The organism is Flavobacterium mekongense (assembly GCF_047038255.1).
Taxonomy (GTDB): domain Bacteria; phylum Bacteroidota; class Bacteroidia; order Flavobacteriales; family Flavobacteriaceae; genus Flavobacterium; species Flavobacterium mekongense.
The window spans coordinates 861,509-886,803 of the sequence record NZ_CP174374.1; the positions used below are offsets into that span (position 1 = coordinate 861,509).

General features: G+C 39.1%; 22 protein-coding genes. 13 read left to right on the top strand and 9 right to left on the bottom strand.

Annotated features, from left to right (window positions below; all coding sequences use genetic code 11):
* Positions 1–49: 49 nt before the first annotated feature.
* Positions 50–532: a c-type cytochrome gene (locus tag ACJG85_RS03655; protein ID WP_409675593.1), complete on the bottom strand. Its 483-nt coding sequence runs from the start codon at positions 530–532 to the stop codon at positions 50–52.
* 236 nt (positions 533–768) lie between these two features.
* Between ACJG85_RS03655 and ACJG85_RS03660 the strand changes: the two genes are divergently transcribed.
* The 6 genes from ACJG85_RS03660 (at position 769) to ACJG85_RS03685 (ending at position 4,395) form a co-directional block, all read left to right on the top strand.
* Positions 769–1,725, top strand: coding sequence for a 2-hydroxyacid dehydrogenase (locus ACJG85_RS03660; RefSeq protein WP_412476950.1), 957 nt, complete (start codon positions 769–771; stop codon positions 1,723–1,725).
* Positions 1,726–1,856: 131 nt separating this feature from the next.
* On the top strand, positions 1,857–2,198 hold the full coding sequence (locus ACJG85_RS03665) for a TM2 domain-containing protein (protein ID WP_409675599.1): 342 nt from the start codon (positions 1,857–1,859) through the stop codon (positions 2,196–2,198).
* Positions 2,199–2,202: 4 nt separating this feature from the next.
* Positions 2,203–2,607: a DUF2752 domain-containing protein gene (locus tag ACJG85_RS03670; protein WP_409675601.1), complete on the top strand. Its 405-nt coding sequence runs from the start codon at positions 2,203–2,205 to the stop codon at positions 2,605–2,607.
* A complete protein-coding gene (locus tag ACJG85_RS03675; RefSeq protein ID WP_409675604.1) occupies positions 2,604–3,053 on the top strand; it encodes a DUF4870 domain-containing protein in 450 nt (149 codons plus the stop codon). The genes ACJG85_RS03670 and ACJG85_RS03675 overlap by 4 nt, the downstream gene beginning before the upstream one ends.
* Positions 3,050–3,844 (top strand): M48 family metallopeptidase, encoded by a 795-nt coding sequence (locus ACJG85_RS03680; protein ID WP_409675607.1) that lies wholly within the window; start codon positions 3,050–3,052, stop codon positions 3,842–3,844. Before ACJG85_RS03675 ends, ACJG85_RS03680 begins: the two co-directional genes overlap by 4 nt.
* Before the next feature lie 146 nt (positions 3,845–3,990).
* The gene (locus ACJG85_RS03685; protein ID WP_409675610.1) at positions 3,991–4,395 is read left to right on the top strand and encodes a DUF805 domain-containing protein; all 405 of its coding nucleotides are present in this window, start codon (positions 3,991–3,993) and stop codon (positions 4,393–4,395) included.
* A 47-nt stretch (positions 4,396–4,442) separates the two neighbouring features.
* On the opposite strand, the gene ACJG85_RS03690 is transcribed toward ACJG85_RS03685, so the two are convergent.
* Positions 4,443–6,254: a GNAT family N-acyltransferase gene (locus tag ACJG85_RS03690; protein WP_409675614.1), complete on the bottom strand. Its 1,812-nt coding sequence runs from the start codon at positions 6,252–6,254 to the stop codon at positions 4,443–4,445.
* 185 nt (positions 6,255–6,439) lie between these two features.
* On the opposite strand from ACJG85_RS03690, the gene ACJG85_RS03695 reads away from it, so the two are divergent.
* The 3 genes from ACJG85_RS03695 to ACJG85_RS03705 all read left to right on the top strand — a co-directional run bounded on the left by ACJG85_RS03695 (position 6,440) and on the right by ACJG85_RS03705 (position 9,372).
* Positions 6,440–7,201: an exodeoxyribonuclease III gene (locus ACJG85_RS03695; protein WP_412476951.1), complete on the top strand. Its 762-nt coding sequence runs from the start codon at positions 6,440–6,442 to the stop codon at positions 7,199–7,201.
* Positions 7,202–7,226: 25 nt separating this feature from the next.
* The gene (locus tag ACJG85_RS03700; RefSeq protein WP_409675620.1) at positions 7,227–8,192 is read left to right on the top strand and encodes an OmpA family protein; all 966 of its coding nucleotides are present in this window, start codon (positions 7,227–7,229) and stop codon (positions 8,190–8,192) included.
* Between the two features lie 145 nt (positions 8,193–8,337).
* The gene (locus ACJG85_RS03705; protein WP_412476952.1) at positions 8,338–9,372 is read left to right on the top strand and encodes an aldo/keto reductase; all 1,035 of its coding nucleotides are present in this window, start codon (positions 8,338–8,340) and stop codon (positions 9,370–9,372) included.
* On the opposite strand, the gene ACJG85_RS03710 is transcribed toward ACJG85_RS03705, so the two are convergent.
* From ACJG85_RS03710 to panC, 7 genes are all read right to left on the bottom strand, one after another.
* Entirely contained in the window at positions 9,373–10,746 is a 1,374-nt protein-coding gene (locus tag ACJG85_RS03710; RefSeq protein WP_412476953.1) for a PQQ-dependent sugar dehydrogenase, read from the bottom strand. It lies immediately after the preceding gene.
* A 51-nt stretch (positions 10,747–10,797) separates the two neighbouring features.
* A complete protein-coding gene (locus ACJG85_RS03715; protein WP_412476954.1) occupies positions 10,798–12,750 on the bottom strand; it encodes a transglycosylase domain-containing protein in 1,953 nt (650 codons plus the stop codon).
* A 61-nt stretch (positions 12,751–12,811) separates the two neighbouring features.
* Entirely contained in the window at positions 12,812–14,173 is a 1,362-nt protein-coding gene (gene radA / locus ACJG85_RS03720; protein WP_412464894.1) for a DNA repair protein RadA, read from the bottom strand.
* On the bottom strand, positions 14,173–15,438 hold the full coding sequence (locus tag ACJG85_RS03725) for an alpha/beta hydrolase-fold protein (protein WP_412476955.1): 1,266 nt from the start codon (positions 15,436–15,438) through the stop codon (positions 14,173–14,175). The genes radA and ACJG85_RS03725 overlap by 1 nt, the downstream gene beginning before the upstream one ends.
* 55 nt (positions 15,439–15,493) lie before the next feature.
* Complete coding sequence (locus tag ACJG85_RS03730; RefSeq protein ID WP_412476956.1) at positions 15,494–16,459, bottom strand: lysylphosphatidylglycerol synthase transmembrane domain-containing protein; 966 nt, start codon at positions 16,457–16,459, stop codon at positions 15,494–15,496.
* Positions 16,460–16,462: 3 nt separating this feature from the next.
* Positions 16,463–16,813: an aspartate 1-decarboxylase gene (gene panD, locus ACJG85_RS03735; protein WP_290872115.1), complete on the bottom strand. Its 351-nt coding sequence runs from the start codon at positions 16,811–16,813 to the stop codon at positions 16,463–16,465.
* Positions 16,814–16,827: 14 nt separating this feature from the next.
* Complete coding sequence (gene panC / locus ACJG85_RS03740; protein ID WP_412476957.1) at positions 16,828–17,676, bottom strand: pantoate--beta-alanine ligase; 849 nt, start codon at positions 17,674–17,676, stop codon at positions 16,828–16,830.
* Positions 17,677–17,781: 105 nt separating this feature from the next.
* Between panC and ACJG85_RS03745 the strand changes: the two genes are divergently transcribed.
* The 4 genes from ACJG85_RS03745 (at position 17,782) to ACJG85_RS03760 (ending at position 25,272) form a co-directional block, all read left to right on the top strand.
* Entirely contained in the window at positions 17,782–18,588 is an 807-nt protein-coding gene (locus ACJG85_RS03745) for a glycogen/starch synthase (protein ID WP_409675659.1), read from the top strand.
* 15 nt (positions 18,589–18,603) lie between these two features.
* Positions 18,604–20,259 carry a DUF4270 domain-containing protein gene (locus ACJG85_RS03750; RefSeq protein WP_412476958.1) on the top strand — a complete coding sequence of 552 codons (1,656 nt, stop codon included), beginning with the start codon at positions 18,604–18,606 and terminating at the stop codon, positions 20,257–20,259.
* Between the two features lie 11 nt (positions 20,260–20,270).
* Positions 20,271–22,118, top strand: a complete 1,848-nt coding sequence (gene glmS / locus ACJG85_RS03755) for a glutamine--fructose-6-phosphate transaminase (isomerizing) (protein WP_409675665.1) — start codon at positions 20,271–20,273, stop codon at positions 22,116–22,118.
* 286 nt (positions 22,119–22,404) lie between these two features.
* Positions 22,405–25,272, top strand: a complete 2,868-nt coding sequence (locus ACJG85_RS03760) for a TonB-dependent receptor domain-containing protein (protein WP_412476959.1) — start codon at positions 22,405–22,407, stop codon at positions 25,270–25,272.
* Positions 25,273–25,295: the final 23 nt, after the last annotated feature.

A 25,295-nucleotide genomic window follows, 5' to 3' on the forward strand; every position in this document is an offset into this window, starting at 1 on the left:
AATAAGATTGGTCAGCACTTTCACGGGTTAACCAATCTCAGGTTTTGGTTTATTTTACACCGTCAATTTTTCGCATGTATTCTAAAATATGACGAGCGTCATCATCGCTTAACCCTTGGTTTGGCATACGAACCAAACAAATTTCCAATTGGGCCTGCACTTCGGGGTCTTTGTCAATCATAGGATCCGGATTGGTGATAAAGTTCATAATCCATTCCGGTCTTCTTCTTTCGGTTACGCCTTTCCATCCCGGACCAACGAGTTTTTCATCGGTTGGTTTGTGACAAGAAGTACATTTTACAGCTGACACTTCTTCTCCTTTAGTGGCCATAGCTTGATCGAGTGTAGCGCCGAGTTCTACAGTAGTAAATTTGCCTTCACCTCTTTTTGGGTCGTAACTTGATGGGTCAGCTGCGGTTGTTTCTGTTGCAGACGGGTCGGCGGCAGGGTTGTATTCTTCAGTTTCTTTTTCTTTTTTTCCACAAGCAATCAGCAGAGAAAAAGCGAGCGCGGTTAACAATAATTTTTTCATGATAGGAAGTATTAAAAATTCATATTACAAATTTCATTATTAAACAGTTGTTAATTTTATGATTACAATCATAAAGCGTAGGAAAGTTTTTGGGGGTAGTTATTGGAATTTATAATCCTGATAATCAGGAATTAATGACCAATGGTAATGCTAAGCAAGGAATAGTAGTTGTACTATTTTAAATTGCCTTTTAAAGTGTGTTTTTAAATCCTATCTTTACTTCTCAAATACTACTTATGCCAAATCAAGACATCAAAATATTACACATCGACAGCAATCACCCTTTGCTGTGGGAACAATTGGTTGCCGCCGGTTTTCAAAACGAAGCCGATTTTACTTCTTCCAAAAGTGACATTGAAGCTAAAATTCATCTGTACCACGGCATTGTTATTCGCAGTCGTTTTAAAATTGACAAAGCGTTTATTGATAAAGCCACTAATCTTAAGTTCATTGCCAGAGTGGGGGCGGGTTTGGAGAGTATCGATTGCGACTATGCCGAAGCCAAAGGCATTCATTTGATTGCGGCACCGGAAGGCAATTGTAATGCGGTTGGAGAACATGCTTTGGGGATGTTGTTGTCGCTAATGAACAAGCTGAATAGGGCTGACCGTTTGGTGCGTCAAGGCCAATGGATACGCGAAGGGAATCGAGGCTATGAATTGGAAGGCAAGACCGTTGGGATTATAGGATATGGCAATATGGGCAAATCGTTTGCCAAAAAACTACGTGGATTTGAAGTGGCCGTTTTGTGTTACGATATTTTACCGAATGTGGGTGACGCTAATGCGCGTCAAGTTTCGTTAGCCGAATTGCAAGCCAAAGCGGAGGTATTGAGTTTGCACATTCCGTGGACGCCAGAAACGGATAAGATGGTGAATTCCGATTTCATTAATGCTTTTGCCAAGCCGTTTTGGTTCATTAATACGTCGAGAGGTAAAAATGTAGTGACCGATGATTTGGTTTCGGCCTTAGCTTCCGGGAAAATTTTAGGAGCCGGATTAGATGTGCTGGAATACGAAAAGTTGTCTTTTGAAAACCTCTTTATCGACAGTGAAAAGCCAAAAGCATTTGAGTATTTGTTACAAGCAGAAAATGTTTTATTGACACCACATATAGCGGGTTGGACCTTTGAAAGTCATGAGAAATTGGCGCAAACTATAGTGGATAAGATTCTGAAAGCGTTCAGCCGGTAAGTCTTCTTTTGCTCGTTTTACATTTTGACTTTCTTTAAATTTAGGCAACAATACTTTTCAGAAGTCAGCTTTTTTATAAGAATTTTATATATTAGAGCCATCAATTAATTTAACCAATAAAACAATTTATTATGGACGCACAAAAAGTCGACATGTTTTTAATGATGAACTCTAAGTTTTTCGAAGCGCATCATTTGCCAAGTGTTAGAGAGAGATTATTATCCTTAGATGAGTCAAGATGGGGCATGGTTCAAACTATGCAATTTAAAGATCCAACAACGGCTTTGATTATTTCAATCGTTGGCGGTGGTTCTTTGGGCATTGACCGCTTCTTTATCGGAGATACCGGCTTGGGAATAGGTAAGTTGTTAACTTGTGGTGGCTTCGGAATTTGGACCATTATCGACTGGTTTTTGATTATGGGCGCTACTCGCGAGAAAAACATTGAGCTTTTCCAAAACACTTTATACTAATAGAATGACCCGAAACAAGTTATACGTATTGTTAGGTGTGGCTTGTTTCATCGGGTTTGTTTACCTCTTTTTCAGCATCTGTTACTTGCAAAAAGCTGAAATTACCCTTTGCTGGTTTAAGAATATAACCGGGTACAATTGTCCTTCTTGTGGAACAACAAGGGCTGTTGCGGCACTTTTTGAGGCCGATGTACTTAAGGCTATACAGCTAAATCCGTTGGGTTTGGTAGTGTTTTTTATCATGGTGATTGCGCCATTTTGGATAACTATTGATTTGATTAGAAGGCAAGACAGTTTGTTTCAAAAGTACAAGCAAACCGAAGTGTTTTTGCGAAAGCCTTTGGTAGCAAGCTTGTTAGTTTTAATGATTACACTGCTTTGGTATTGGAACTTAACTAAAAATCTATGAGAAGACAAATAACCGATTTTCCCTATCAGCCTTCTGATAGTGAGTGCGAGAAAGCGTCTAACAGCTACTTGATGTCATTAGTCGCTGTAGTGGCCGGATTGCCCTTGCCCATTATAAACTTGATTGCCACTTTTTTCTTTTATGTGGCCAACAGGAACAAACCTTATTTTGTAAGATGGCATTGTACACAAGCCTTGCTGTCACAATTTGCGCTTTTTTTTATGAACAGTTACAGTTTTTGGTGGACGGTTTCCATATTGTTTGGCGACGTAAAGTTTACCAACGAATATTTTGCTTATGTGCTTACAGTAATTGTGGTCAATGTCATCGAGTTAATCTCTACGATTTATGCCGCTGTGCAAGTTAGAAAAGGAATACACGTGAAATTTCTTTTTTTTGGTGGATTAACCGATTTGATTTGTAAACCTAAAACCCAAATCTTATGAAAATTGCATTACAAGGATTGGCCATAGTGGTTACTGTTTTTTTGATTTGGTTTGGCTTTTCACAGTTGGATTATGTTTCCTTTTTTAAAGTGAAGCAAAACGGGCAAGATTTAGAAGCTGCTTTGGGAGAATTAATATGGGATGAAATAGCCAAAACAGAAGATGTAGTGCTCAATGATAGTTTGGTTAAAACGCTTGACAAGTTAATCAACCCTTTGTGTGAAGCTAACGGTATTGAACGCGATTCCTTGAAAATTCACATCATAGAAAAAGATGAAATCAATGCTTTTGCTTTGCCCAATAACCATTTGGTGGTTTATACCGGTTTGATTGCAGATTGTAAAAACCAACAAGCATTGCAAGGTGTTTTAGGACACGAAATTGCCCACATTGAAAACAAACATGTGATGAAGAAACTTTCCAAAGAAATAGGATTTTCCGTATTACTCTCAGCCACCACCGGTGGAAAAGCAGGCGAAGTCCTAAAGGAAATTTTCCGAACCTTATCTTCTTCGGCTTACGACCGTTCTTTAGAAAAAGAAGCCGACATAACCAGTGTCGATTATATGATAGCGGCAGATATCGATCCGAAACCTTTGGCCGATTTTATGTACCAAATGGCACTCGAAAATCAAATGCCTAAAGAAATGTATTGGATTGCTTCGCATCCTGAATCCGAGGAACGAGCCCAATATATTTTGGAATACATCAAAGGCAAGAAACTGAAAAGCAAAGCCACTATAAGCGACAAAGAATGGCAGGCTTTCCAAAAATTGGCAGAACAACAATAACAAAAAGCAATCTTAAGATTGCTTTTTTTGTTTTAAGAAATATTTGCTTTCATAATATTATTACAAAATTTCTGTATATTTGAGTCTATTAACCCACGGAGTAACCGAAAATCCTTAAGAGTAGGACTAACTAATAACTATTAATTATGTTTAACTGGTACAAAAAAGTTGTATTTGAAAATTATGCCAATTTTAACGGCAGAGCCCGCCGATCGGAGTATTGGTGGTTTGTTTTAATGAACATTATCTTTGCAATAATTGCTGCTGTTATTGACGGAATGTTGGGCACGAACTTCGAGCCTTTGCCTTATGGCTATGTTTATTTTGCCTATGCTTTAGCAGTTTTAATTCCGGGATTAGCCGTTGCAATTAGACGATTACATGATACCGGAAAAAGCGGATGGTTTGTTCTAATCGCTTTGGTTCCCTTAATTGGAGGTATTTGGTTATTGGTTTTGCTATGTAGTAACGGTGTTCAAGGCGAAAACGAATACGGACCGGATCCAAAAGCAGATGGTTCAGAAGATATCAGTCAGATTGGAGTAGAATAATTCCTGATTATATTGCATAAAAAAGCCGGTAATATTACCGGCTTTTTCTATTTGTAATTTTTCTCTTTTCGTTCCAATTCGGCTTGGAATTCTTCCATAACCGGTTTTACAGTGCTTTCGGGCAAATCGGCAATGCGAATGTACATCAAGCCATCGACAGCATTGTTGAATAACGGATCAACATTAAACGCTACCACTCGTGCATTTTGTTTGATGTATTTTTTAATCAACACCGGAAGACGCAAACTGCCCGGTTCGACTTCGTCAATAATTTTGTCGAATTTATTCAAATCGGCTTCCGTCTCATTGAATACAAAATCTTTGTCGGCATCTTTCAATTTTACTTTGAACTCTTTCTTCGGATTGATGTATTGCGCCACATACGGATCATAGTAATGCGACTTCATGAACTCTATCATCAACGATTTGGAAAACTCGGTAAACTGGTTGCTGATGCTCACACCACCAATCAAATATTTGTGTTCCGGATAACGCAAGGTAGTATGTACGATACCTTTCCACAACAAGAACAAAGGCATTGGTTTTTGTTGGTAATCACTAACGATAAAGGCGCGACCCATTTCGATAGACTTCGACATCATGTCGTATAACTCCGGTTCAAAACGGAATAAGTCTTGTAAATAAAAGCCTTCGATGCCGTATTTCGGGAAAATCTCTGCGCCTAATCCCATGCGATAGGCACCGGCTATTTGCTGACTTTCATCATCCCACAAAAACATGTGATGGTAGTAATTGTCGTATTGGTCTAAGTCGATGGATTCATTAGTGCCTTCGCCTACAGCTCGGAAAGTAATCTCGCGTAAACGACCGATTTCGTGTAAAATGTTCGGAATTTTATCGGCAGTCACTAAAAAAACCAAATAGTTTTTGCTTTGCAGCAAACGGTAATCGCCTTGTTTTAACACTTCGATTTCTTCTAAAATCTTGTCGTGATTGGCCGGTTTTACAATTTGTTTCGGACTCTTAGGCGTTTTCAAATTCAAGTTGAGGTTTTGAGAACTTAACAATTTGGATTCTTCGTTAAAAGAATTGGCCAACATATAGGTTTTACGACGCAAGAATTCCGAGTATTCTTCGATGGTTTTGTGTTCGTTTTGCTCGGCTACAGATATAGGTTTACCTATACGCACTTTGATTACTCGGTCTTTTTGGGTTAACAATTCCGAGGGTAATTTAGCGGTACGAAGCGTTGGGTTGATTTTCGATAAGAAATAGAAAAAACGACTGTTCTTGGCGTGGAAATAAATCGGCACTACCGGAACTTGCGCTTTGCGAATCACTTTGATGGCGCCTTCTTCCCAAGCTTTATCTACTACTAATTTGCCGTCTTTGTAAGTCGAAACTTCGCCGGCCGGAAACATACCTAAAGGTTTGCCATCGCTCAAATGGCGAAGCGTTTCTTTGATTCCGATAACACTTGACTTAGCATCTTTGTGGTTTTCAAAAGGATTCACCGGCATGATGTAGGGTTTCATCGGTTCGATGCGGTGCAACAAGAAATTGGCGATGATTTTAAAATTCGGTTCTCTCTCGAGCATTAATTTCAATAGCAAAATACCGTCAATCCCGCCCAGCGGATGGTTGGAAATGGTAATATACGGACCTTCTTTCGGCAATCGTTTTAAATCGTCTTCCGGAATTTCGAACTTAATTTGAAACTCGTCCAAAATAGCGTTTAGAAATTCTACCTCGCTTAAGTGCTTGTTGCGGTCGTAGATTTTGTTTAAGGTGGAGATTTTAAGAGCTTTCATTAGTAACCAGCCACAAAAAGTTCCGAAAACCCCGTATTTATCAGCGTTTATTGCTTTTGCAACTTCTTTAGCAGTAACTAAACCCATGTATACCGTTTGTTTTTTGAGTAAGAAACAAAGATAGTAATTCTGATGAATTGAAGATTGAAGAATGTTGATTTTTGATTTATGAAGTTCAAAAAGCGACTTCACAAAATCGTTAATCTTAAATTAAAAGTCATTTTGAATGTTTATGTTTTTAACTACTTTTGGAAAAACTAATGTAAAGCTTAATGCGAATTATCTCCTATAACGTAAACGGCATTCGTGCGGCCATCTCAAAAGGATTTTTGACCTGGTTGCAACAAGCCAATCCCGATGTAATTTGTCTCCAAGAAATCAAAGCTAACGAAGACCAAATTCCGTTGTTAGACGTAGAACTTTCCGGCTATCCTTATCACTATTGGTTTCCGGCGACTAAAAAAGGCTATAGTGGCGTGGCTATCTTATCGAAAGTAAAACCCAACAATGTAGTTTTCGGAACCGGAATTGATCACATGGATTTTGAAGGCAGAAATTTGCGAGTGGATTTCGATGATTTTTCGGTGATGAGTTTGTACTTGCCGTCCGGAACCAACATGGATCGATTGGACTATAAGTTTCAGTACATGGATGAATTTCAGGGATACATCAATGATTTGAAAAAGGAAATACCCAATTTAATCATCTGTGGCGATTACAATATTTGTCACGAAGCCATTGATATTCATGATCCGATTCGCAATAAAACCGTCTCGGGATTCTTGCCGGAAGAACGCGCTTGGTTGGACAAATTTATGAAAAATGGATTTATCGATACCTTCCGATTCTTTAACAAGGAGCCGCATCATTACAGTTGGTGGAGTTATCGTGCCAATGCCAGAGCCAATAACAAGGGTTGGAGGATCGATTATTGTTTGGCCAGTGAACCTTTAAAAGACCGTTTGCGCAGGGCGGTAATTTTACCCGAAGCCAAGCATTCCGATCATTGTCCGGTTTTGGTAGAAATTGATTAAATAAAAACAGCCTAAAATAAATAAAATGATAAAAAGAATAGTTTTTGCAATAGTAGTATTGACCACGCTATCATCTTGTGTGTCTAAGAAAATTTATAACGATTTAGAGAACAAGTACACCGATTTAAAAAAGGAAAATCGGTCTTTAGCCGATGAAGTGGATGAGTTGCATAAGGCCAATGCCGAGTTTGATTCGGTAAACAAATCGCTTACAGCAGAATTGGCCAAATTGAAAGCCGACCGCGATAAATTACAAGCCGATTGTACGGCAACCTCTAACAATTTAAAGGCTTTGCAAGAATCGTACGCCGCTTTAGAAAAAAACAGCAACGATGCTTTGACTTCGAATATGAATAAAAACCGTGAGTTGTTAGCGCAATTGGAAGCCAAAGAAAAAGCGATGGCTGCTGAGCAAGACCGATTGAATAAATTAAGAGATGAATTGGCTTCGAGTACCAAACGTTTGAATGAGTTGGAAAGCATGATTGCCGCTAAAGACGCGAGCATGAAAAAGCTGAAAGAAACTTTATCGAAAGCGCTGAACGCTTTTGAGGGTAAAGGATTAACCGTGGAGCAAAAGAACGGTAAAGTATATGTTTCTATGGAGAACAAATTGTTGTTCCAAACAGGGAGCTGGGCAGTAGGTGCCGAAGGAAGAAAAGCGGTAGTAGAAGTTGGGAAAGTATTGGCTCAAAATCCTGATATTACAGTATTGATTGAAGGCCATACAGACAACGACAAAATTTACGGTGCCATTGGTGGTGGTGTAGAAAACAACTGGGATTTATCGACCAAAAGAGCCACAGCTATTGTGAATATTTTGGGTGAAAATGGCGGTATTCAGAAGAAAAATTTAACCGCAGCGGGTAGGGGTGAATACGCTCCGTTGATGAGTAACGATACGCCGGAAGGCAAAGCCAAAAACCGCAGAATTGAAATTATTTTGACGCCAAAATTGGATGAAATTTCCAAGATGTTGAATGAGTTTTAAGATCAAGGTACTAAGGTGCTGAGTTACTAAGGTTCTAAGTCAAAAACTTAGAACCTTTTTGTTTCAAACGTTTCCAAAAAATGTGTTAATCGAACATAATTAACGGGTACAATATTTTACTTTTGCGAAGCAAAAAACACCACTAATGAACTACACCACTTTACCCAATACCAATATTAAAGTCAGCAAAATCTGTTTAGGCACCATGACTTTCGGAGAACAAAATACCGAAAGTGAGGCGCATGAGCAATTGGATTATGCAGTTGAAAATGGAATCAATTTTATCGATACAGCCGAAATGTATCCGATTGCGGCCAGACAAGCTACTTTAGGTTCGACGGAAAGGTATATTGGTTCTTGGCTTAAAAAAACCGGAAAGCGTGAAGATTTGGTAATAGCCACAAAAATTGCCGGACCAAATCGTGGTATGGACTATATCCGTCAGCCTTTAAACTTTTCTAAGAAAAGCATACACGAAGCGGTGGAGTTGAGTTTGAAAAACCTGCAAACGGATTATATCGATTTGTACCAAATGCATTGGCCGGAGCGGGTGATGAACATGTTTGGGCAGCGCGGAGTATCTAAAATTGACACCCAATGGCAAGAGAATTTTGCTGAAGTGTTACAAGTGTATGACGGTTTGATTAAAGAAGGCAAGATTCGACATATAGGTGTTTCTAATGAAAATCCGTATGGCGTAATGAAGTTTTTAAGCGAGAGCGAGAAGCATAATTTACCCAAAATAGCCACTATTCAAAATCCGTATTCGTTATTAAACCGATTGTTTGAAGTGGGTTTGTCTGAAATTTGTATGCGTGAAAATGTTGGTTTGATGGCCTATTCTCCATTGGCTTTTAGTTTTTTAACCGGTAAGCATTTGAAAGGTATTCAATCAGATTCTCGTTTGGGCTTGTTTCCTCAGTTTACACGCTACGCCAGTGAGAATTGTTGGAAGGCTACCCAATTGTACCAACAGTTGGCTATGGATAACGGTTTGACTTTAACCCAAATGGCTTTGGCTTTTGTCAATCAGCAGGATTTTGTGATGTCTACTATTATCGGTGCTACTAAAATGGAACAACTCCAAGAGAACATAGCTGCTTTTAGCACCGTACTTTCTCCTGAAGTTGTTGCCGAAATTAATAAAATTCAAGCGGTATTTCCTGATCCTGCGCCTTGATTATTCTACAATCAGTTTTGATTGGAACAATATGTTGTTTACTCCTTCAATAGTGACCAAGTAAATGCCTTTTGCCAAAGCGGCAACCGAAAACTGTTGGATTTCAATTGCATCCAAACTTTGCTCTAAAACTACTTTGCCGGTCAAATCGGAGATTTGGATTGAAGTTAAAGCCAAATTATTGTCATTTTGAATTACCAATTCGTTTTGAACCGGATTCGGATAAAGTTGTATCCCTTGATTGTTAAAGTCATTCACCGATAAGCTGGCATCCACCATTTTATATATAGTACCGCCCATAGCAACATACAATTCTCCATCTTTATCTTCTCCGAATGTGGTAATTAAATTAGGGCCGTTATAGTTCCAAGTTATTGATCCGTCTGTATTAACCCATCCGATTTCTCCGGTACAGTAGTCGGCAAAAAAGTATTTGTTGGCAAAATTAGGATAAGCCGTACCGGTGTAATAATACCCTCCGGTGATGGAACAACGATTGGTTGTGCCATGAACATAAACGGCAATCGGTGCATATGTTGAGCTGTAAGCAGGACAACCGGAATTGTTGTAAGCTACATTACCTTCATAACAACGCCAGCCAAAGTTCAACCCTGTATTGGGTAGCGGAGCACTTACTTTATTTATTTCTTCAATAGCATTTTGTCCCACATCGGCTATCCACAAATCACCGTTCAATCGGTTGAATGAGAATTTCCATGGATTGCGCAATCCAATTCCCCAAATTTCATCGTTGCCGGTAATACCTACATAGGGGTTGGTGGCCGGAATTCCGTAAGGTGAAGCAGAATCCACGTCTATACGCAACATCTTTCCTAGATTCTCACTAATATTTTGAGCTCTATTCCCCGGATCGCCACCGCTACCGCCATCACCCATGCCTATGTACAGATAACCGTCGGAACCAAATTTAATCGAACCGCCATTGTGGTTGCTAAAGGGTTGTGCTACAGTCAACAAAACGGTTCCGCTGGAAGCATCCGCAATATTGGGGTCTGAAGAAACACTGTAACGGGCTATCACCGTTGCGCCGTCGCCGGCTCGGGTGTAATTCACATAAAAATAGCCATTAGTAGCATAATTAGGATGAAAGGCCAAGCCCAGTAATCCACGTTCACCGCCCGATAAAATAGTGGATGAGGTTAAAGTTAAAAAAGGAGTTGTATTGATGGTTCCGTTTGGGTTCAATATCCGTATTAACCCACTTTGTTGTACTACAAATAGGCGGGCATCATTGTCCGGATGGGCAATCTCAACTGGAGAGGAAAATCCGGCAGCAAAGCTTTGTAGATTGATGGTTTGTGCAGAAACACTAAGCCCTAACAAACCTAATAAGGGGAGTAAAATTTTTCTCATAGCAATTGGTTTTGGGTAAAGTTAAAAAAAACGAATTACTATTGCAAGTATTTAAAAATCAAAGTCTTCTATATTAAGTCTGTCGCTTTCAACTGTCGGGACCGTTTTTTGTTTCAGATATTGTTGTGCAGGGCCGGAAATACGCAGAGGAAAATGACCAATGGTATCAGTTTCGGTTAGTAATTTTCGGCGCAACATTAATCGGGTCAGAAAATCGTTTTGTTGACGGGCAAACGGTTTGAGCTGTTGTTCGCCATCAAAACGATACATAAATCCTTTGGGTTTAGGGACTATGGTAGCCAAAAATAAGCACTCATTTAAATTCAGATCGGCAGGTCTCTTTTGGAAATAAAACTGAGCGGCTTCGCCTATTCCGTAAACATTCGGACCCCATTCGATTACGTTAAAGTACACTTCCAACATACGCTCTTTGGAGCTGATGCGATTGTTTTCTAAGATATAAACCAACAATATTTCTTCCAGTTTGCGCGACAAGGTTTTTTCTCGGGTAAGAAATACATTTTTAACCAATTGCATGCTGATGGTGCTGGCACCACGGGCAAACTTTTTGGTTTTAATGTTTTTGGCAATGGATTGTTTAAAGGCTTCTCCGATAAAACCGCGATGGTTAAAAAACGATGGGTCTTCGCTGGTGAGTACACATTTTTGTAAATAGGGTGAAATGTCAGATAGAGGCGTAAAATTCGGATTGGAAGGACCTACAACTATAGGCCTTTGCGGTATTCCTTTTTCAATGGCGCGATAGGTGAATTCTCCGTTGATTTTATTCAAATCAGCTTCACCGTATTTGGTTATTTTCAGTCCTTCGGGTTGGAGTTTGCTTTCAAAAATGAGTTCCTTAGGTTTGTGATTATTGTATTCAAAATGCAGTGCATAACTAAAATTGCCTCGGGCTTCCATGCCTTCAAAATGGCGAAATAATCCGGTAGGTAATGAGGTAATAAAATCCTGAGCACCCATTTTAGGGATATTTAATTTCAGGGCATAAACCTTATCTTCTTCATTAGAGTAAGCTGCATAAGGCCTGCATTTGATATTGTTCAATTGTAAGGTTGAAGTGCTGTCGAGTGCCAAAAAGCGTGAGCCTACAATCCAACGATAATCAAATCGGGCGTTTTTGATTATCACATCTTTCGGTGCAATTTTAGGGTGATTGACCACCAAACTTCGAATGGAAGCATAGCCGTCCACATGTAATTCTCCACTATCCATGGCCAAATTTTCCAAGTTGAAATGAATCGATTGGAATCCGGTTTTCAACTGAAATTTTTGGTCTAAATAAGGCAATCGAATGGTGTCGCTTTTTGGGTTAAAGAATTCCAAATCGGCTTTACGACCACGAGGGTCAGCAAAACCCGTAATGGCCCATTCTTGTGAGAAGCTATCCGAAGTAACAGCAATTAGTGTGTTTAATTTTTTATCAGACAGTGCCAATTGGTTGAAATCGAATACTACTTTATGGCCTAAGTCATCTATTTTTACAGCAAAACCTTTCACTTGCATATCGGTGGGCACTAAGTCGAGTAGATTGGAAGTTAGGCGATTCAGTAGTTTGGCGTAGTTGACTTCGGCAGTTTCTTGTTGCTCCTTATTGGACCGTAAAAGGGCATCGAAATTGCTGCCGTTTTTGGTTTTTACCAACTGAATATAACCGCGGTTGATGTCGAGTTTACCCAACTGTATATCACCGGTGAATAGTTTCCAAAAGTTCACGCTGGTTTTAAGATTGGCAATACTGACCAAAGTATCGGCTTGGTTAGGCACCAGCGTAAGGTGTTGGAATTCTAAATCGGATAAACCCTGAAATTCGGCTTTGCCTACGGTAAAATGACATTGGTAATCGCGTTGCATTTTGGCATCAATCCTGTGAAGCACTTTATCCAAAAGGGTATTGCGGAAAACAAAAAGCAAAATTACGCCTGTAAGTAGTAATAAACCACCGATTTTAAGACCTGTAAAAACTTTCTGTCGGGTTGTTTTCATTGTATCGTTGTTTCTCACTTGTTAGATGAATGCGTTCATTAACACTTGTTCATAATGGATGTTATCCAAACAATTGCTCAACCACTTCTTCAATTTTGGAAACTAAAACGATTTTAATCAGCGGATTTTTGACGGCAATTTTATTGTACTTAGAAACAAATATAGTGGCGAAGCCCAGTTTTTCAGCTTCTTGTATACGTTGTTCTACACGGTTTACCGGGCGGATTTCCCCCGACAAGCCTACTTCTCCTGCAAAACAAACATCTTTCCCTACCGCTATATCTTCGTTGGAAGATAAAATGGCTGCCACAACGGCCAAATCAATTGCCGGATCATCTACCGAGATTCCTCCCGTTACATTTAGGAAGACGTCTTTGGTGCCCAAGCGAAAACCGGCGCGTTTTTCTAAAACGGCCAAAATCATGTTCAATCGTTTGGCGTTATAGCCTGTGGTACTGCGTTGTGGCGTTCCGTAAACCGCTGTGGAAACCAGCGCCTGAATTTCTATCATTAACGGACGCATGCCCTCTAGGGTGGAGGCAATGGCAGTGCCCGAAAGCTCCTCTTCTCTATGAGAGATTAGTATTTCTGAAGGATTTGATACCTCTCTTAGACCGGAACCTTGCATTTCATAAATTCCCAATTCGGCTGTAGAACCAAAACGGTTTTTAAGCGAGCGCAAAATGCGGTAAACGTGGTTTCGGTCGCCTTCAAATTGTAAAACGGTGTCCACCATATGTTCCAAAATCTTAGGTCCGGCTATGTTGCCGTCTTTAGTGATATGACCAATCAGGATGACCGGGATATTGGTTTCCTTGGCAAATTTGATTAATTCAGCCGTAGTTTCCCGAATTTGAGAAATGCTTCCGGCAGTCGATTCTATATGGTCGGTATGCAGGGTTTGAATGGAATCAATAATCACTATATCCGGTTCCACTTCCACTATATGTCGGAAGATGTTTTGGGTTTTGGTTTCGGTTAAAATTAAGCAGTTTTCACTGTTGGGGTTGATGCGTTCCGCACGCATTTTGATTTGTTTCTGACTTTCCTCGCCCGAAACATAAAGTGTTTTATAAGGTAATTTTAGTGAAATTTGAAGCAGTAATGTACTCTTTCCAATACCGGGTTCACCTCCCAAAAGAATCAATGAGCCGGGAACGATGCCGCCACCGAGCACACGGTTCAATTCACTGTCAGTAGTGTCCATGCGGACTTCCTGCGTTGCATCAATTTCTTTTATTTTCAAGGGTTTGGAAACCCTTTTGTTTTCGGTTGCGGTAGGTTTCCAACTTGTTTTTTCTTCTTTTTGAATAATTTCCTCCGCTATGGTATTCCATTCTTTACAAGCATTGCATTGCCCTTGCCATTTGGCGTATTGAGTGCCGCAATTTTGACAAAAAAAAGACGTTTTGAGTTTAGACATTATTCTGATTTTTTCTCTTCCGTAGGGGTTTCTGTCGGGGTTTCACTTGGCGTTTCTGTCGGCACTTCTTCCACAGGAGTTTCTTCTATAACTTCTTTTCCTTTTTGGCCTTTTTTAGGTAAAGATTTTTTTAACTCATCGGCTCTTTCCATCATCATGTCTTTGGTTAAATCACCCACTTCGGCCTGTTGGAATGCTGCTAAATAAGATTTAACTGCTCGGGCGTTATCACCCTGTTTTTCATACATCTGTGCCATGTGATAATCGGCCAACATGGTTTTAGGATAATGTTTTCTGGCAAGCTGTGCCAATTGGTCAAATTCGTTATAAGCTTTGTTTTTCAAGATGGCCGCTTCAATGGCCTTGAAATCGTTCATTCTGATTTGCAGTTTTAAGTTGAACGACTTTTCCAGCATATCGTATTTTTGAACCAAATAGTCTACATAACCTGAGGGTAAAACAGCAATTTTTTCCTGAAATTCGATAGTGGAAATGGGTTGGTAAACCGAGAATATTTGATACAAAGCACTCGGAATGGCATGTAAAACTAAAGAGTAATGTGAAGAACCTTTGAAGTCGTCGTAACGATAATTCACTTTAGGGTTGTTGATTTTACTGGCTAATTCATCTAAGGCTTGGATACGGGTTCTCATTTTTTTTACATCACCGTCAGCAGAACAATGGTAGTAAAACAAAGGTTGTTGTATAGCGGTTAAACGTTCAACAATTCGTTCTTCCATTTCAGCACCCAGTTCCGGACTCATTGAAATAAAAGCATTAAAAATAGGTTGTTCTTTATACAAATAGCAATTTAAAAATCCGGCAGTAGTATCTAAACCGGCCGCGATTCTAAAAGGTGCGATTCTAAAGTTTTTCTCGATCATCGGAATCAATTCCATCCCTAAAAACTCGAAAAAAGCTTCTCCTTTTTCAGATGGTAAACCGGTAGTTTCATCCAGCATACAGTCGGTTTCGCGTTCGTTGTTTTTATTCTGACTGATGGATACTATCACTACTTCGGGTAAGTCGTCCCAATAGTAACCATAACTCAAGGCTCCTTGGAAAGCTTCGTGCAGGAAGTCGCCGTCCATTAGCAACAACATAGGGTATTTTTGTGCCTTATTTTTCGAGTAAGAAGGGGGAAGACTGATTTTGATTTCGCGGTCTTCGTTTAATTTTTTTGAACTTATGGTATCTGTAATGGTTTTTTGGGCCAACATAGGACCGGAGCAAACAAACAGCAAAAGGAATAACAGTTGTTTCATGGGCTTTGGTTTAGGTTAAAGAAATCAATGCTGAAATGCTCAGCAAGATAATAAATTATTTATTGCTGTTGAACACCGGCAACAAAACATAAGAAATTAGTCCCAATGATATAATGAGAACGGTTTGTGAGGTCCAAACCAACCAACCAAAAGCGGTACCAACATCGTTAGAAATACCGTAAAGAGAAAAAATCAAAGCAATGGAAAACGGATAAGCGCCAAGGCCTCCGTTGGAAAAACCTACCGCCAAGCTGCCAAAGATAAAGCCCATAATAACGATGTCAAAACTCATCTCCGACGTTTCGGGCAGCGCAAAAATGGTCACATAAAACATGGCCAAATAGGTGAACCATATAAAGAAGGAATGAAAAATATATTCCCATTTGTGTTTCATTTTAAAAATGGTCATCATTCCTTCAATCAAACCAGACAGTTTTTTCTTGAGTTTGAGAATGATGTTCCATTCGGCATAAATCCATATCAGAAGAAAAACAATCCCTATGATTACCGCAAATACAGCATAATAAATAAGGGTTTGCAGCGAAATATTTTTGCTTAATAAGAATTGATAAATGGCATCAAATTGCGATACAAAGCCAATGATAACAAATATGAAGAAAATAAATAAATCTACAATTCTCTCTGCCACTATGGTTCCGAAGGCTTTGTCGAAAGGAACTTCTTCGTATTTTTTGAGCAAGGCGGCACGAGAAATTTCTCCCGAACGCGGCACCGTAAGATTCACCAAATAAGAAACAGAAACGGTAAAAAAATTGTTGTAAAAATGGGTTTGATAACCCAAATGATTCAAGGCAAATTTCCAGCGATACGCTCTGGACCAATGACCAATAACCGCAATTACTAATGACAAAAGAATGTAGTAGTAGTTGGCCTTTTGAAAACTGATTTTTATGTTCTCAATTTCCTCAGGTTTGAGTGTGGTGTATTGGTAGTAAATGATTCCTATTCCTATCAATAGAGGAATTAGTATAGTGAGCCATTTACGGATATGCTTTTTCAAGGCTTAAGTAAGAGAATTGTCGTTTTCGTTAGGAAAAACCAACCATGGTTTGAAGGTTTTAGCTTCTTCAAAATCCATGATGGCATACGACATTATAATGATGATGTCGCCTTTGTGCACTTTACGAGCAGCCGGTCCGTTAAGGGTAATTTCTCCGGAGTTTTTCAAACCTTTGATGACATAAGTTTCGAAACGTTCTCCGTTGTTTACATTCACTATGGAGACTTTTTCACCCTCAATTAGGTTAGAAGCATCCATCAAGGCTTCATCAATAGTGATGCTGCCAATATAATTTAAATCGGCACCGGTTACTTTAACACGGTGAATTTTAGATTTTACTACTTGAATTTGCATGGGGCAAAGTTAAATTAATTTAGTGAAATAGTGTCAATCAATCGGATATTGTTGACAAAAACCGCAATGAAAGCACGGTATTTTTTGTTTTTATTTTTGCGAATACAAGGCAATAAAGTAGCCTCGTCTGCAATTTGATAATACTCTAAGTTAAATGTCGGATATTGGGCAAACTTTTTTTGAACCCAATGAGTGACTTCGGCAGCCGACTTTTGGGCGAACAATTTTCGGCTTTCTTTTAATATCTTGTAAATGATTGCTGCTTCTTTTCTCTCAGTCTCCGATAATCTTTCGTTGCGAGAACTCATGGCCAAACCGTTGGATTCTCTCAAAATAGGACAACCTACAATATTTACCGGAAGTTTTTCTTTCGCGGTCATTTTTTTAACAATTTGCAATTGCTGGAAATCCTTTTCTCCAAAATAGGCATTGGTGGGTTTTACAATTTCGAACAACCGTTTTACAATAGTGCCTACGCCGTTAAAATGGCCGGGACGAAACTGACCTTCCATTTGGTTTTCGAGTCCGTCAAAATCGAAATGCTCAGATACCGTATGGCCTTGATAAATGTCGTCTACACTTGGGGCAAACACAATAATTTTATCGGAAACCGTTTTAATTTTAGCCACATCAGCTTCTAAAGTTCTGGGGTATTTGGCCAAGTCTTCAGCATTGTTGAACTGTGTCGGGTTTACAAAAATACTGATAACCGTTACTTCATTATGGGTTACCGCTTCCTTGAGTAATGACAAATGACCTTCGTGCAAAGCACCCATAGTAGGCACAAAACCAATGGTGGTAGTGGCTTTAGAAACAGCAGCTAAATGGGCAACTAATTCATTTTGATTGTTAAAAATGAGCATTGGCTTTGGTAAATGAGTTGCAAACTTACTATTTTCATAAATAACTGCATAAATTTTTGTACTTTTGCCTGTTTTTTATTGCCAATAAATAAAGTTACATAAATTATGGAAGATAAGAGGATATTGTATGTATCATCTGAAGTGGTGCCTTACTTGGCTGAAAATGAGGTTTCTTTAATGTCGTATGACGTTCCTAAAATGATTAATGATCAAGGAGGACAAATAAGAATATTCATGCCGCGATACGGGAATATCAATGAAAGAAGGCATCAGTTACATGAGGTGATTCGTTTGTCCGGAATGAATCTGGTGGTAAACGATTTAGACATGCCTTTGATTATCAAAGTAGCTTCTATTCCTAAAGAAAGAATCCAAGTATATTTTATCGATAACGATGAGTATTTCAAACGCAAAGCCACTTTCAGCGATGAAGACGGCGTACTGTATCCAGACAACGATGAAAGAGCCATTTTCTTTGCCAAAGGCGTAGTGGAAACGGTAAAAAAACTCAATTGGGTGCCTGATATTATTCACGTGCATGGATGGATGGCCAGCATGCTGCCGGTTTACATGAAGCACTACTACAAAGACGAAGCCTTATTTTCCGACACTAAGATTGTTACGTCTGTTTATGGTCAGTCTTTTGACGGTAATTTAGATCAGGAAATGATCAATAAAGTTAAATTTGATAACATTCCGGAAGAAGCCGTTAAAGAATTGGAAGCGCCTAACTACGAGCATTTGATTATGGCGGCGGTAAAACACTCTGACGGAGTAATTATCGCTTCCGAAGCTGTGCCGGCAAGTTTAACAAAATTTATAGAATCTTCAGGCAAACCTTTTTTACCTTTCACCCCGAAAGATAAATTCGCGGAAGCATACACCCAATTTTACAAAACAATGCTCCCATAAAAATTAATTCATTTTATGTTTAAAAAATCATTTATACAACAGTTCGCATTTGGGCTAACAGCCTTATCTTTATTGGTGTCATGTGACAAAGATTTTAATGAAATCGGAACCGATATCGTGGGTGATGACCATTTCGGATTTGAGCTTTACACCGGAGCATCTGTCAAATCATACAATCAAAAGTTAGGACCAATAGCGTCTAATAACCTGCCTATTAATCCTCTTGGATTTTATGATAATCCCGCATTCGGAATCACACAAGCCAATTTTGTAACTCAAGTAGAATTAGGAACCGTTGACCCTGAATTCAACAATGTTGACCCGGAAGAATACGACACCCAACCTACGGTTATTGACAGCGTTGTTTTGGATATTCCTTACTTCAGCACCTTTGTTGAGGAAGATGAAGATGGGGTAAAAACGTATGAGTTGGATTCTATTTACGGAAATCCGGAATCCAAATTCAGATTGAGCGTTTACCAGTCTAACTACTATTTAAGAGATTTAGATCCAAATCAGTCTTTGGGAGAGCAACAATTGTTTTACACCGATATGAATACTGAAATAGACAATTTCAAAGTTCCTGTCTTGTTGAATGATTTGCCGACAACAGACCCTCAGAACTTGAACGGCCAACAAAATGCCCAATTCTTTTTCGATAAAAGAGAGCACAGAACCGTTACTTTAAATGATGATGGAGAGGAAGTTGAAACCCGTTTTGCACCATCAATGAGATTGCATTTAAACAAGACGGTTTTCACCAATTTAATTTTGAATGCCCCTACCGGACAGTTGGCCAACAATCAGGTTTTTAAAAACTATTTCAGAGGCTTGTACTTTAAAACGGAAAGCATAGGCAATGCCGGAAGTATGGCGATGCTTAACTTTAAAGGTGGTAAAATTACCATTTATTATAATGAAGATAAAAAAACTACTGTTGATGGTCAAACGGTTTACAAGAGAGAAAACAAAACACTTGCCCTCAATTTGACAGGAAATACCGTGAGTTTGCTCAACAACAGTAATGAAAATACAGATTATTTGAATACCACTGCCAACAACACTCAAGAAGCCGCTAAGTTGTATTTAAAAGGAGGCGAAGGCTCGATGGCTGTTATTGATGTTTTCGGGCCGGATACGGATAACAACGGAATAGCCGATGAAATTGAGGCCATTAAAGCTAACGGTTGGATGATTAATGAAGCCAATCTGACTTTTTATATCGATAGAACAGCAATGTCCAATACCGGTATTTATGAGCCTAACCGTATCTTTTTATTCGATTTGAATAATAAAAGACCATTAATTGATTACACTTTCGACTTTTCTTCTAACTCAGCATATCCTAAATTTAATAAATTTGTCCATGGCGGTATCATTGAAAAAGAAGACGTCGATAATGGTAGAGGTATCAAGTATAAAGTTAGAATTACCAATCATTTGAGAAATTTGATTAACAATGATTCAACCAACGTTAGATTAGGATTGGCTGTTACTGAAAGTATTAATAACATTGCGTTTTCTAAATTGAAAACCCCAAATGCTAATACCGTAAGCGCACCAAGCATGTCAGTGTTAAATCCTTTGGGAACCATACTTTACGGTTCTCATCCTTCTGTGCCGGAAGACAAAAGGCTAAAAATTGAAATTTATTATACCAAACCAGATTAATCTATAAAGTTATGTGTGGAATTGTTGGCTACATCGGGTACCGCGAAGCGTATCCTATAGTAATAAAAGGTTTAAAAAGATTAGAATACAGAGGGTACGATAGCGCAGGCATCATGCTATACAACGGCAATGATGTGGCAATTGCTAAAACCAAGGGTAAAGTGTCAGATTTGGAAGAAAAATCCAAAACCTTGGCCGCTTCAAAAGCCACTATCGGAATGGGGCATACCCGTTGGGCTACTCATGGTGTGCCGAATGATGTAAACTCTCACCCACACGTATCTAATTCCGGTAACTTGGTCATTATTCACAATGGTATCATCGAAAATTATGAGCCGTTAAAAAAAGAATTGATTAAAAGAGGGTATACTTTTACTTCAGACACCGACACAGAAGTATTAATCAACCTAATTGAAGATGTAAAAAAGAAAGACAATCTTAAAATAGGCAAAGCAGTGCAAGTTGCTTTAAACCAAGTGGTGGGCGCTTATGCGATTTGCGTTTTTGACAAAGAGAAACCGGATGAAATTGTGGTAGCTCGTTTAGGAAGTCCGTTAGCCATTGGTTTAGGAGAAAACGAATTTTTTATTGCTTCCGATGCGTCACCGTTTATCGAATATACTTCTAATGCCATCTATTTAGAAGATGAGGAAATGGCTATCGTAAGATTGCATAAACCGCTTAAAATAAGAAAAATTAAAGATGATTCGTTGGTTGATCCTTATGTTCAAGAGTTGCAAATGAATTTGGAGCAAATTGAAAAAGGAGGCTATGATCATTTCATGTTGAAAGAAATATACGAGCAACCTAACGTTATCAAAGATACATACCGAGGCCGATTGTTAGCCAATCAAGGCATCATTCAAATGGCCGGAGTTGAGGACAATATCGAACGATTCCTGAACGCTCAAAGAATCTTAATTATTGCTTGCGGAACCTCATGGCATGCCGGTTTGGTAGCCGAATACATCATCGAAGAATTTGCACGAATACCGGTAGAGGTAGAATATGCTTCGGAATTTCGTTACCGCAATCCAATCATTAATAAAGAAGACGTTGTTATTGCCATTTCTCAATCCGGAGAAACAGCCGATACTTTAGCTGCAATCAAGTTGGCTAAAGAAAAAGGTGCTTTTGTTTTCGGAGTTTGTAATGTGGTAGGCTCTTCCATCTCCAGAGAAACTCATGCCGGAGCTTACACGCATGCCGGACCGGAAATAGGGGTGGCTTCAACCAAAGCCTTTACAACCCAAATTACCGTGCTAACCATGTTGGCTTTGCGTTTAGCTAAAGCCAAAGGAACGCTGTCTAATTCTGATTTCCACAGGTATTTACAAGAATTGGAAGTCATTCCCGAGAAAGTATCGGAAGCTTTGGAATCGAATGAATTTGCTAAAGAAATTGCAGAAAAATTCAAAGGAGCCAGCAACTGCTTGTACTTGGGAAGAGGCTATAATTTCCCGGTTGCCTTAGAAGGTGCTTTAAAGTTGAAAGAGATTTCATATATCCATGCAGAAGGTTATCCGGCCGCCGAAATGAAACACGGTCCAATCGCCTTAATCGACGAACAAATGCCTGTAGTGGTAATTGCACCCAAACAAGGACATTATGACAAAGTGGTCAGTAACATTCAGGAGATCAAATCCCGCAGCGGAAAAATTATTGCCATTGTGACCAAAGGAGATGTTCAAGTGAAACAGCTGGCAGACCACATTATAGAAATCCCGGAAACTTCAGATGCGTTATCGCCATTGATTACCACCATTCCGCTACAGTTATTGTCATACCATATAGCCGTTTTACGCGGATGTAACGTAGATCAACCAAGAAACTTAGCCAAATCTGTGACAGTAGAATAGTAGGTTTTGTATTACAATTTATATATTTAAGCGAGATTTAGTCTCGCTTTTTTTTGGTCAAAATTTTATTATAAATTTAACAGAAACAGTATTTTGTATGAGCGCATAGTATTTTTTTTAGCGATTAAGCTAAAACATTAAAAAAAGCGTAAAGAAATCAGACTTTATCATATTGTTGATAATCAAGCACTATAATTCATTATTCTTAAAAACAAAGCTTGTTTTTTGACAATTAAAAAAAAATATTTGTACATTGGCTACTTAAACCAACAAAATTTAAAACCAAATGAAGATTTATTTATTTATCGTTTCATTGTTTTTTTGCGGTATCACTTACGCGCAAACTTCAATATCCGGTTCGGTAAAAGACAGTAAAAACCAGCCAGTACCCGGAGCCAACGTAAAAGTGGTTGGTGACAGCGCAGGAACAGTAACCGACGGAGATGGTAATTTTAGTTTGTCAACTTTTAAAAAACCACCTTTTGACATCGAGGTTTCAAGTGTAGGTTATGGTTCGACTACTGCTACCGTAACTGCCAACAACCAAAAAATTACAGTTTCTTTATCTGAAAAAGAGACACAATTAGACGAGATTGTAGTATCGGCCTCGAGAGCTCCCGAAAAAGTGAGAGAATCTCCCGTTACTATTGAAAGAATGACCATCAAAGACGTTAAGAAAACAGCCTCTCCGTCTTTTTATGATGGTTTAGAGAACTTAAAAGAAGTTCACATGAACACCAGTAGTATGTCTTTCAAATCCATCAACACTCGTGGTTTTGCTACCGTAGCCAATACCCGTTTTATGCAGTTAGTTGACGGTATGGACAACTCTTCTCCCTTATTAAACTTTGTTTTAGGAAACCTTATCGGAGTATCTGATATTGATGTGGCCAGTGTTGAGCTTTTACCGGGTGCATCCTCAGCACTATATGGAGCCAATGCTTTCAATGGTATATTGTTCATGAACAGTAAAAGTCCTTTCAAATACCAAGGCATTTCTACCTATGTAAAATATGGTCAAACCAACCAAAAAGCAGCAGGCGCCAACGAATACTATGATTATGGTGTAAGAGCAGCTCACAAATTTAACGACTATTTTGCAGCTAAAGCCAACTTTACTTATATGAATGGTACAGATTGGTGGGCCACCGATTATACAGATAAAACTGTTGAAGGAAGAGACAGAAGTCACCACAACTATAACGGTATGAACGTTTATGGTGATGAGGCATCTACTAACATCAGAAGCGTTGGACAATCTTTGGTTAACTTAGGATTGTTGCCTTCTTCAGCTTTAAACTTGTTGCCAAACGAAAATGTTTCAAGAACAGGATACAACGAGGTTGATTTAACAGATAATAAAGTTAGAAATGCCAAAATCGACTTCTCGTTACACGCCAGACCTTTTGGTAACGAGAATTTAGAAATCATTTGGCAAAGTAAATTCGGTTTCGGTAACTCTGTTTACCAAGGAGCAAACCGTTACTATTTGAACGGATTTCAAATGCAACAACACAAGTTGGAGTTAACGGGGAAAAATTTCTTCATCAGAGGATATTACACTACTGAAGATGGAGGAAAATCATACGATATGTTGTTCACCGGATTAAACATCAACAGAGCTTGGAAACCGGATGCTACTTGGTTTGGTCAATATGCAGGAGCTTTTGTACAATCTACTTTAGCAGGGGCTACTCCAACTCAAGCACACCTTGCAGCAAGAGCGGCAGCTGATAACGGTAGATTTTTACCTGGAACACCGGAGTTCCAAAACGCATTCAACCAAGTTACGTCAGACCCTAATGTATTAACAGGTTCTAAATTGGTGGATAATTCAAAAATTTACCACTCAGATGCTAACTATAACTTTAGAGACCTTATCAAATTTGCCGAAATTCAAGTAGGAGGTTCTTACCGCAGATACGACTTGAATTCTTTCGGAAGAATCTATACCGATACACCTCAATTTGGTGGGATCAAGTACGATGAGTATGGTGCTTATACCCAACTTCAGAAAAAATTCATGGACGACAGATTGAAGTTTACAGGTTCTGTACGTTATGATAAGGCTGAAAACTTTGACGGTAATTATTCTCCGAGAGTATCATTTGTTTACAGTGCCGGAGAAGCTAAAAACCACATTTTCAGAGCGTCATTCCAAACCGGTTTCCGTAACCCAACTACACAAGACCAATACATTGGATTCAATGTTGGAAATGCTATTTTGTTAGGTTCTGCTCCTGATAACTTAACCCGTTATGAAGAAACTTTACCGGTATCTACTAACGGTCAAGGGTTCGCCGGTGGGACAACCGCTACAATTGATGGTAACAATGCCTATTTTAATTCTTATACAGCACAATCTGCAACAGCATTCGGTGCAGCGGTATCTGCCGCTAACCCTTCAAACCAAGCACAATTGGCTGCAGCTATTGTAGCCGCATCACCATTACTTGAAAGAACCGATGTTGATTTGGTTAAGCCGGAAGTTGTAAAAGCTTTTGAATTAGGGTATAGAGGTGAATTCAAAGGATTCAATTTTGACATCAACGGTTACTACAATATTTATAATGACTTCATTGGAAACTTAACTGTTGTGGCTCCATTATATGGTACGGCTACTAATGGTGGTGGCGACTTTACCCCAACGGGAGAAGCGTTCCAGTCTGCTTTCGCTTTGACGCAAGGAGACACCAGAGCTTTCCAATTGTACACTAATACCGATATTGAAATCAAGTCTTTAGGTTTTGGTGTTGGAGTAGCTAAAAAATTACCTAAAAACTTCGAAGTGTCAGCCAACTACAACTATGCTGAATTCGATTTTGATCAAGCCAAAGACCCAAGTTTTGAGGCTGGTTTTAACACGCCTAAACACCGAGTGAAAGCTACAATCAGCAACGACAATTTATTCAAAAACTTCGGCTTCAACATCAGTGGAAGATGGAGCGATGAATACAAATGGGAATCTACTTTCGCCGATGGGATGATTGATGCTGCTACGGTTATCGATGCTCAAATCAGCTACATGGTGCCAAGTATCAAATCTACTTTCAAATTGGGCGCTACCAATATCGGAGGGAAAGAATACAGACAGCTTCTTGGACCAGGATTAATCGGACAACAATATTTCTTGTCATTAACTGTTAATCCGTAATTATCAATCAGATTTAAAATATA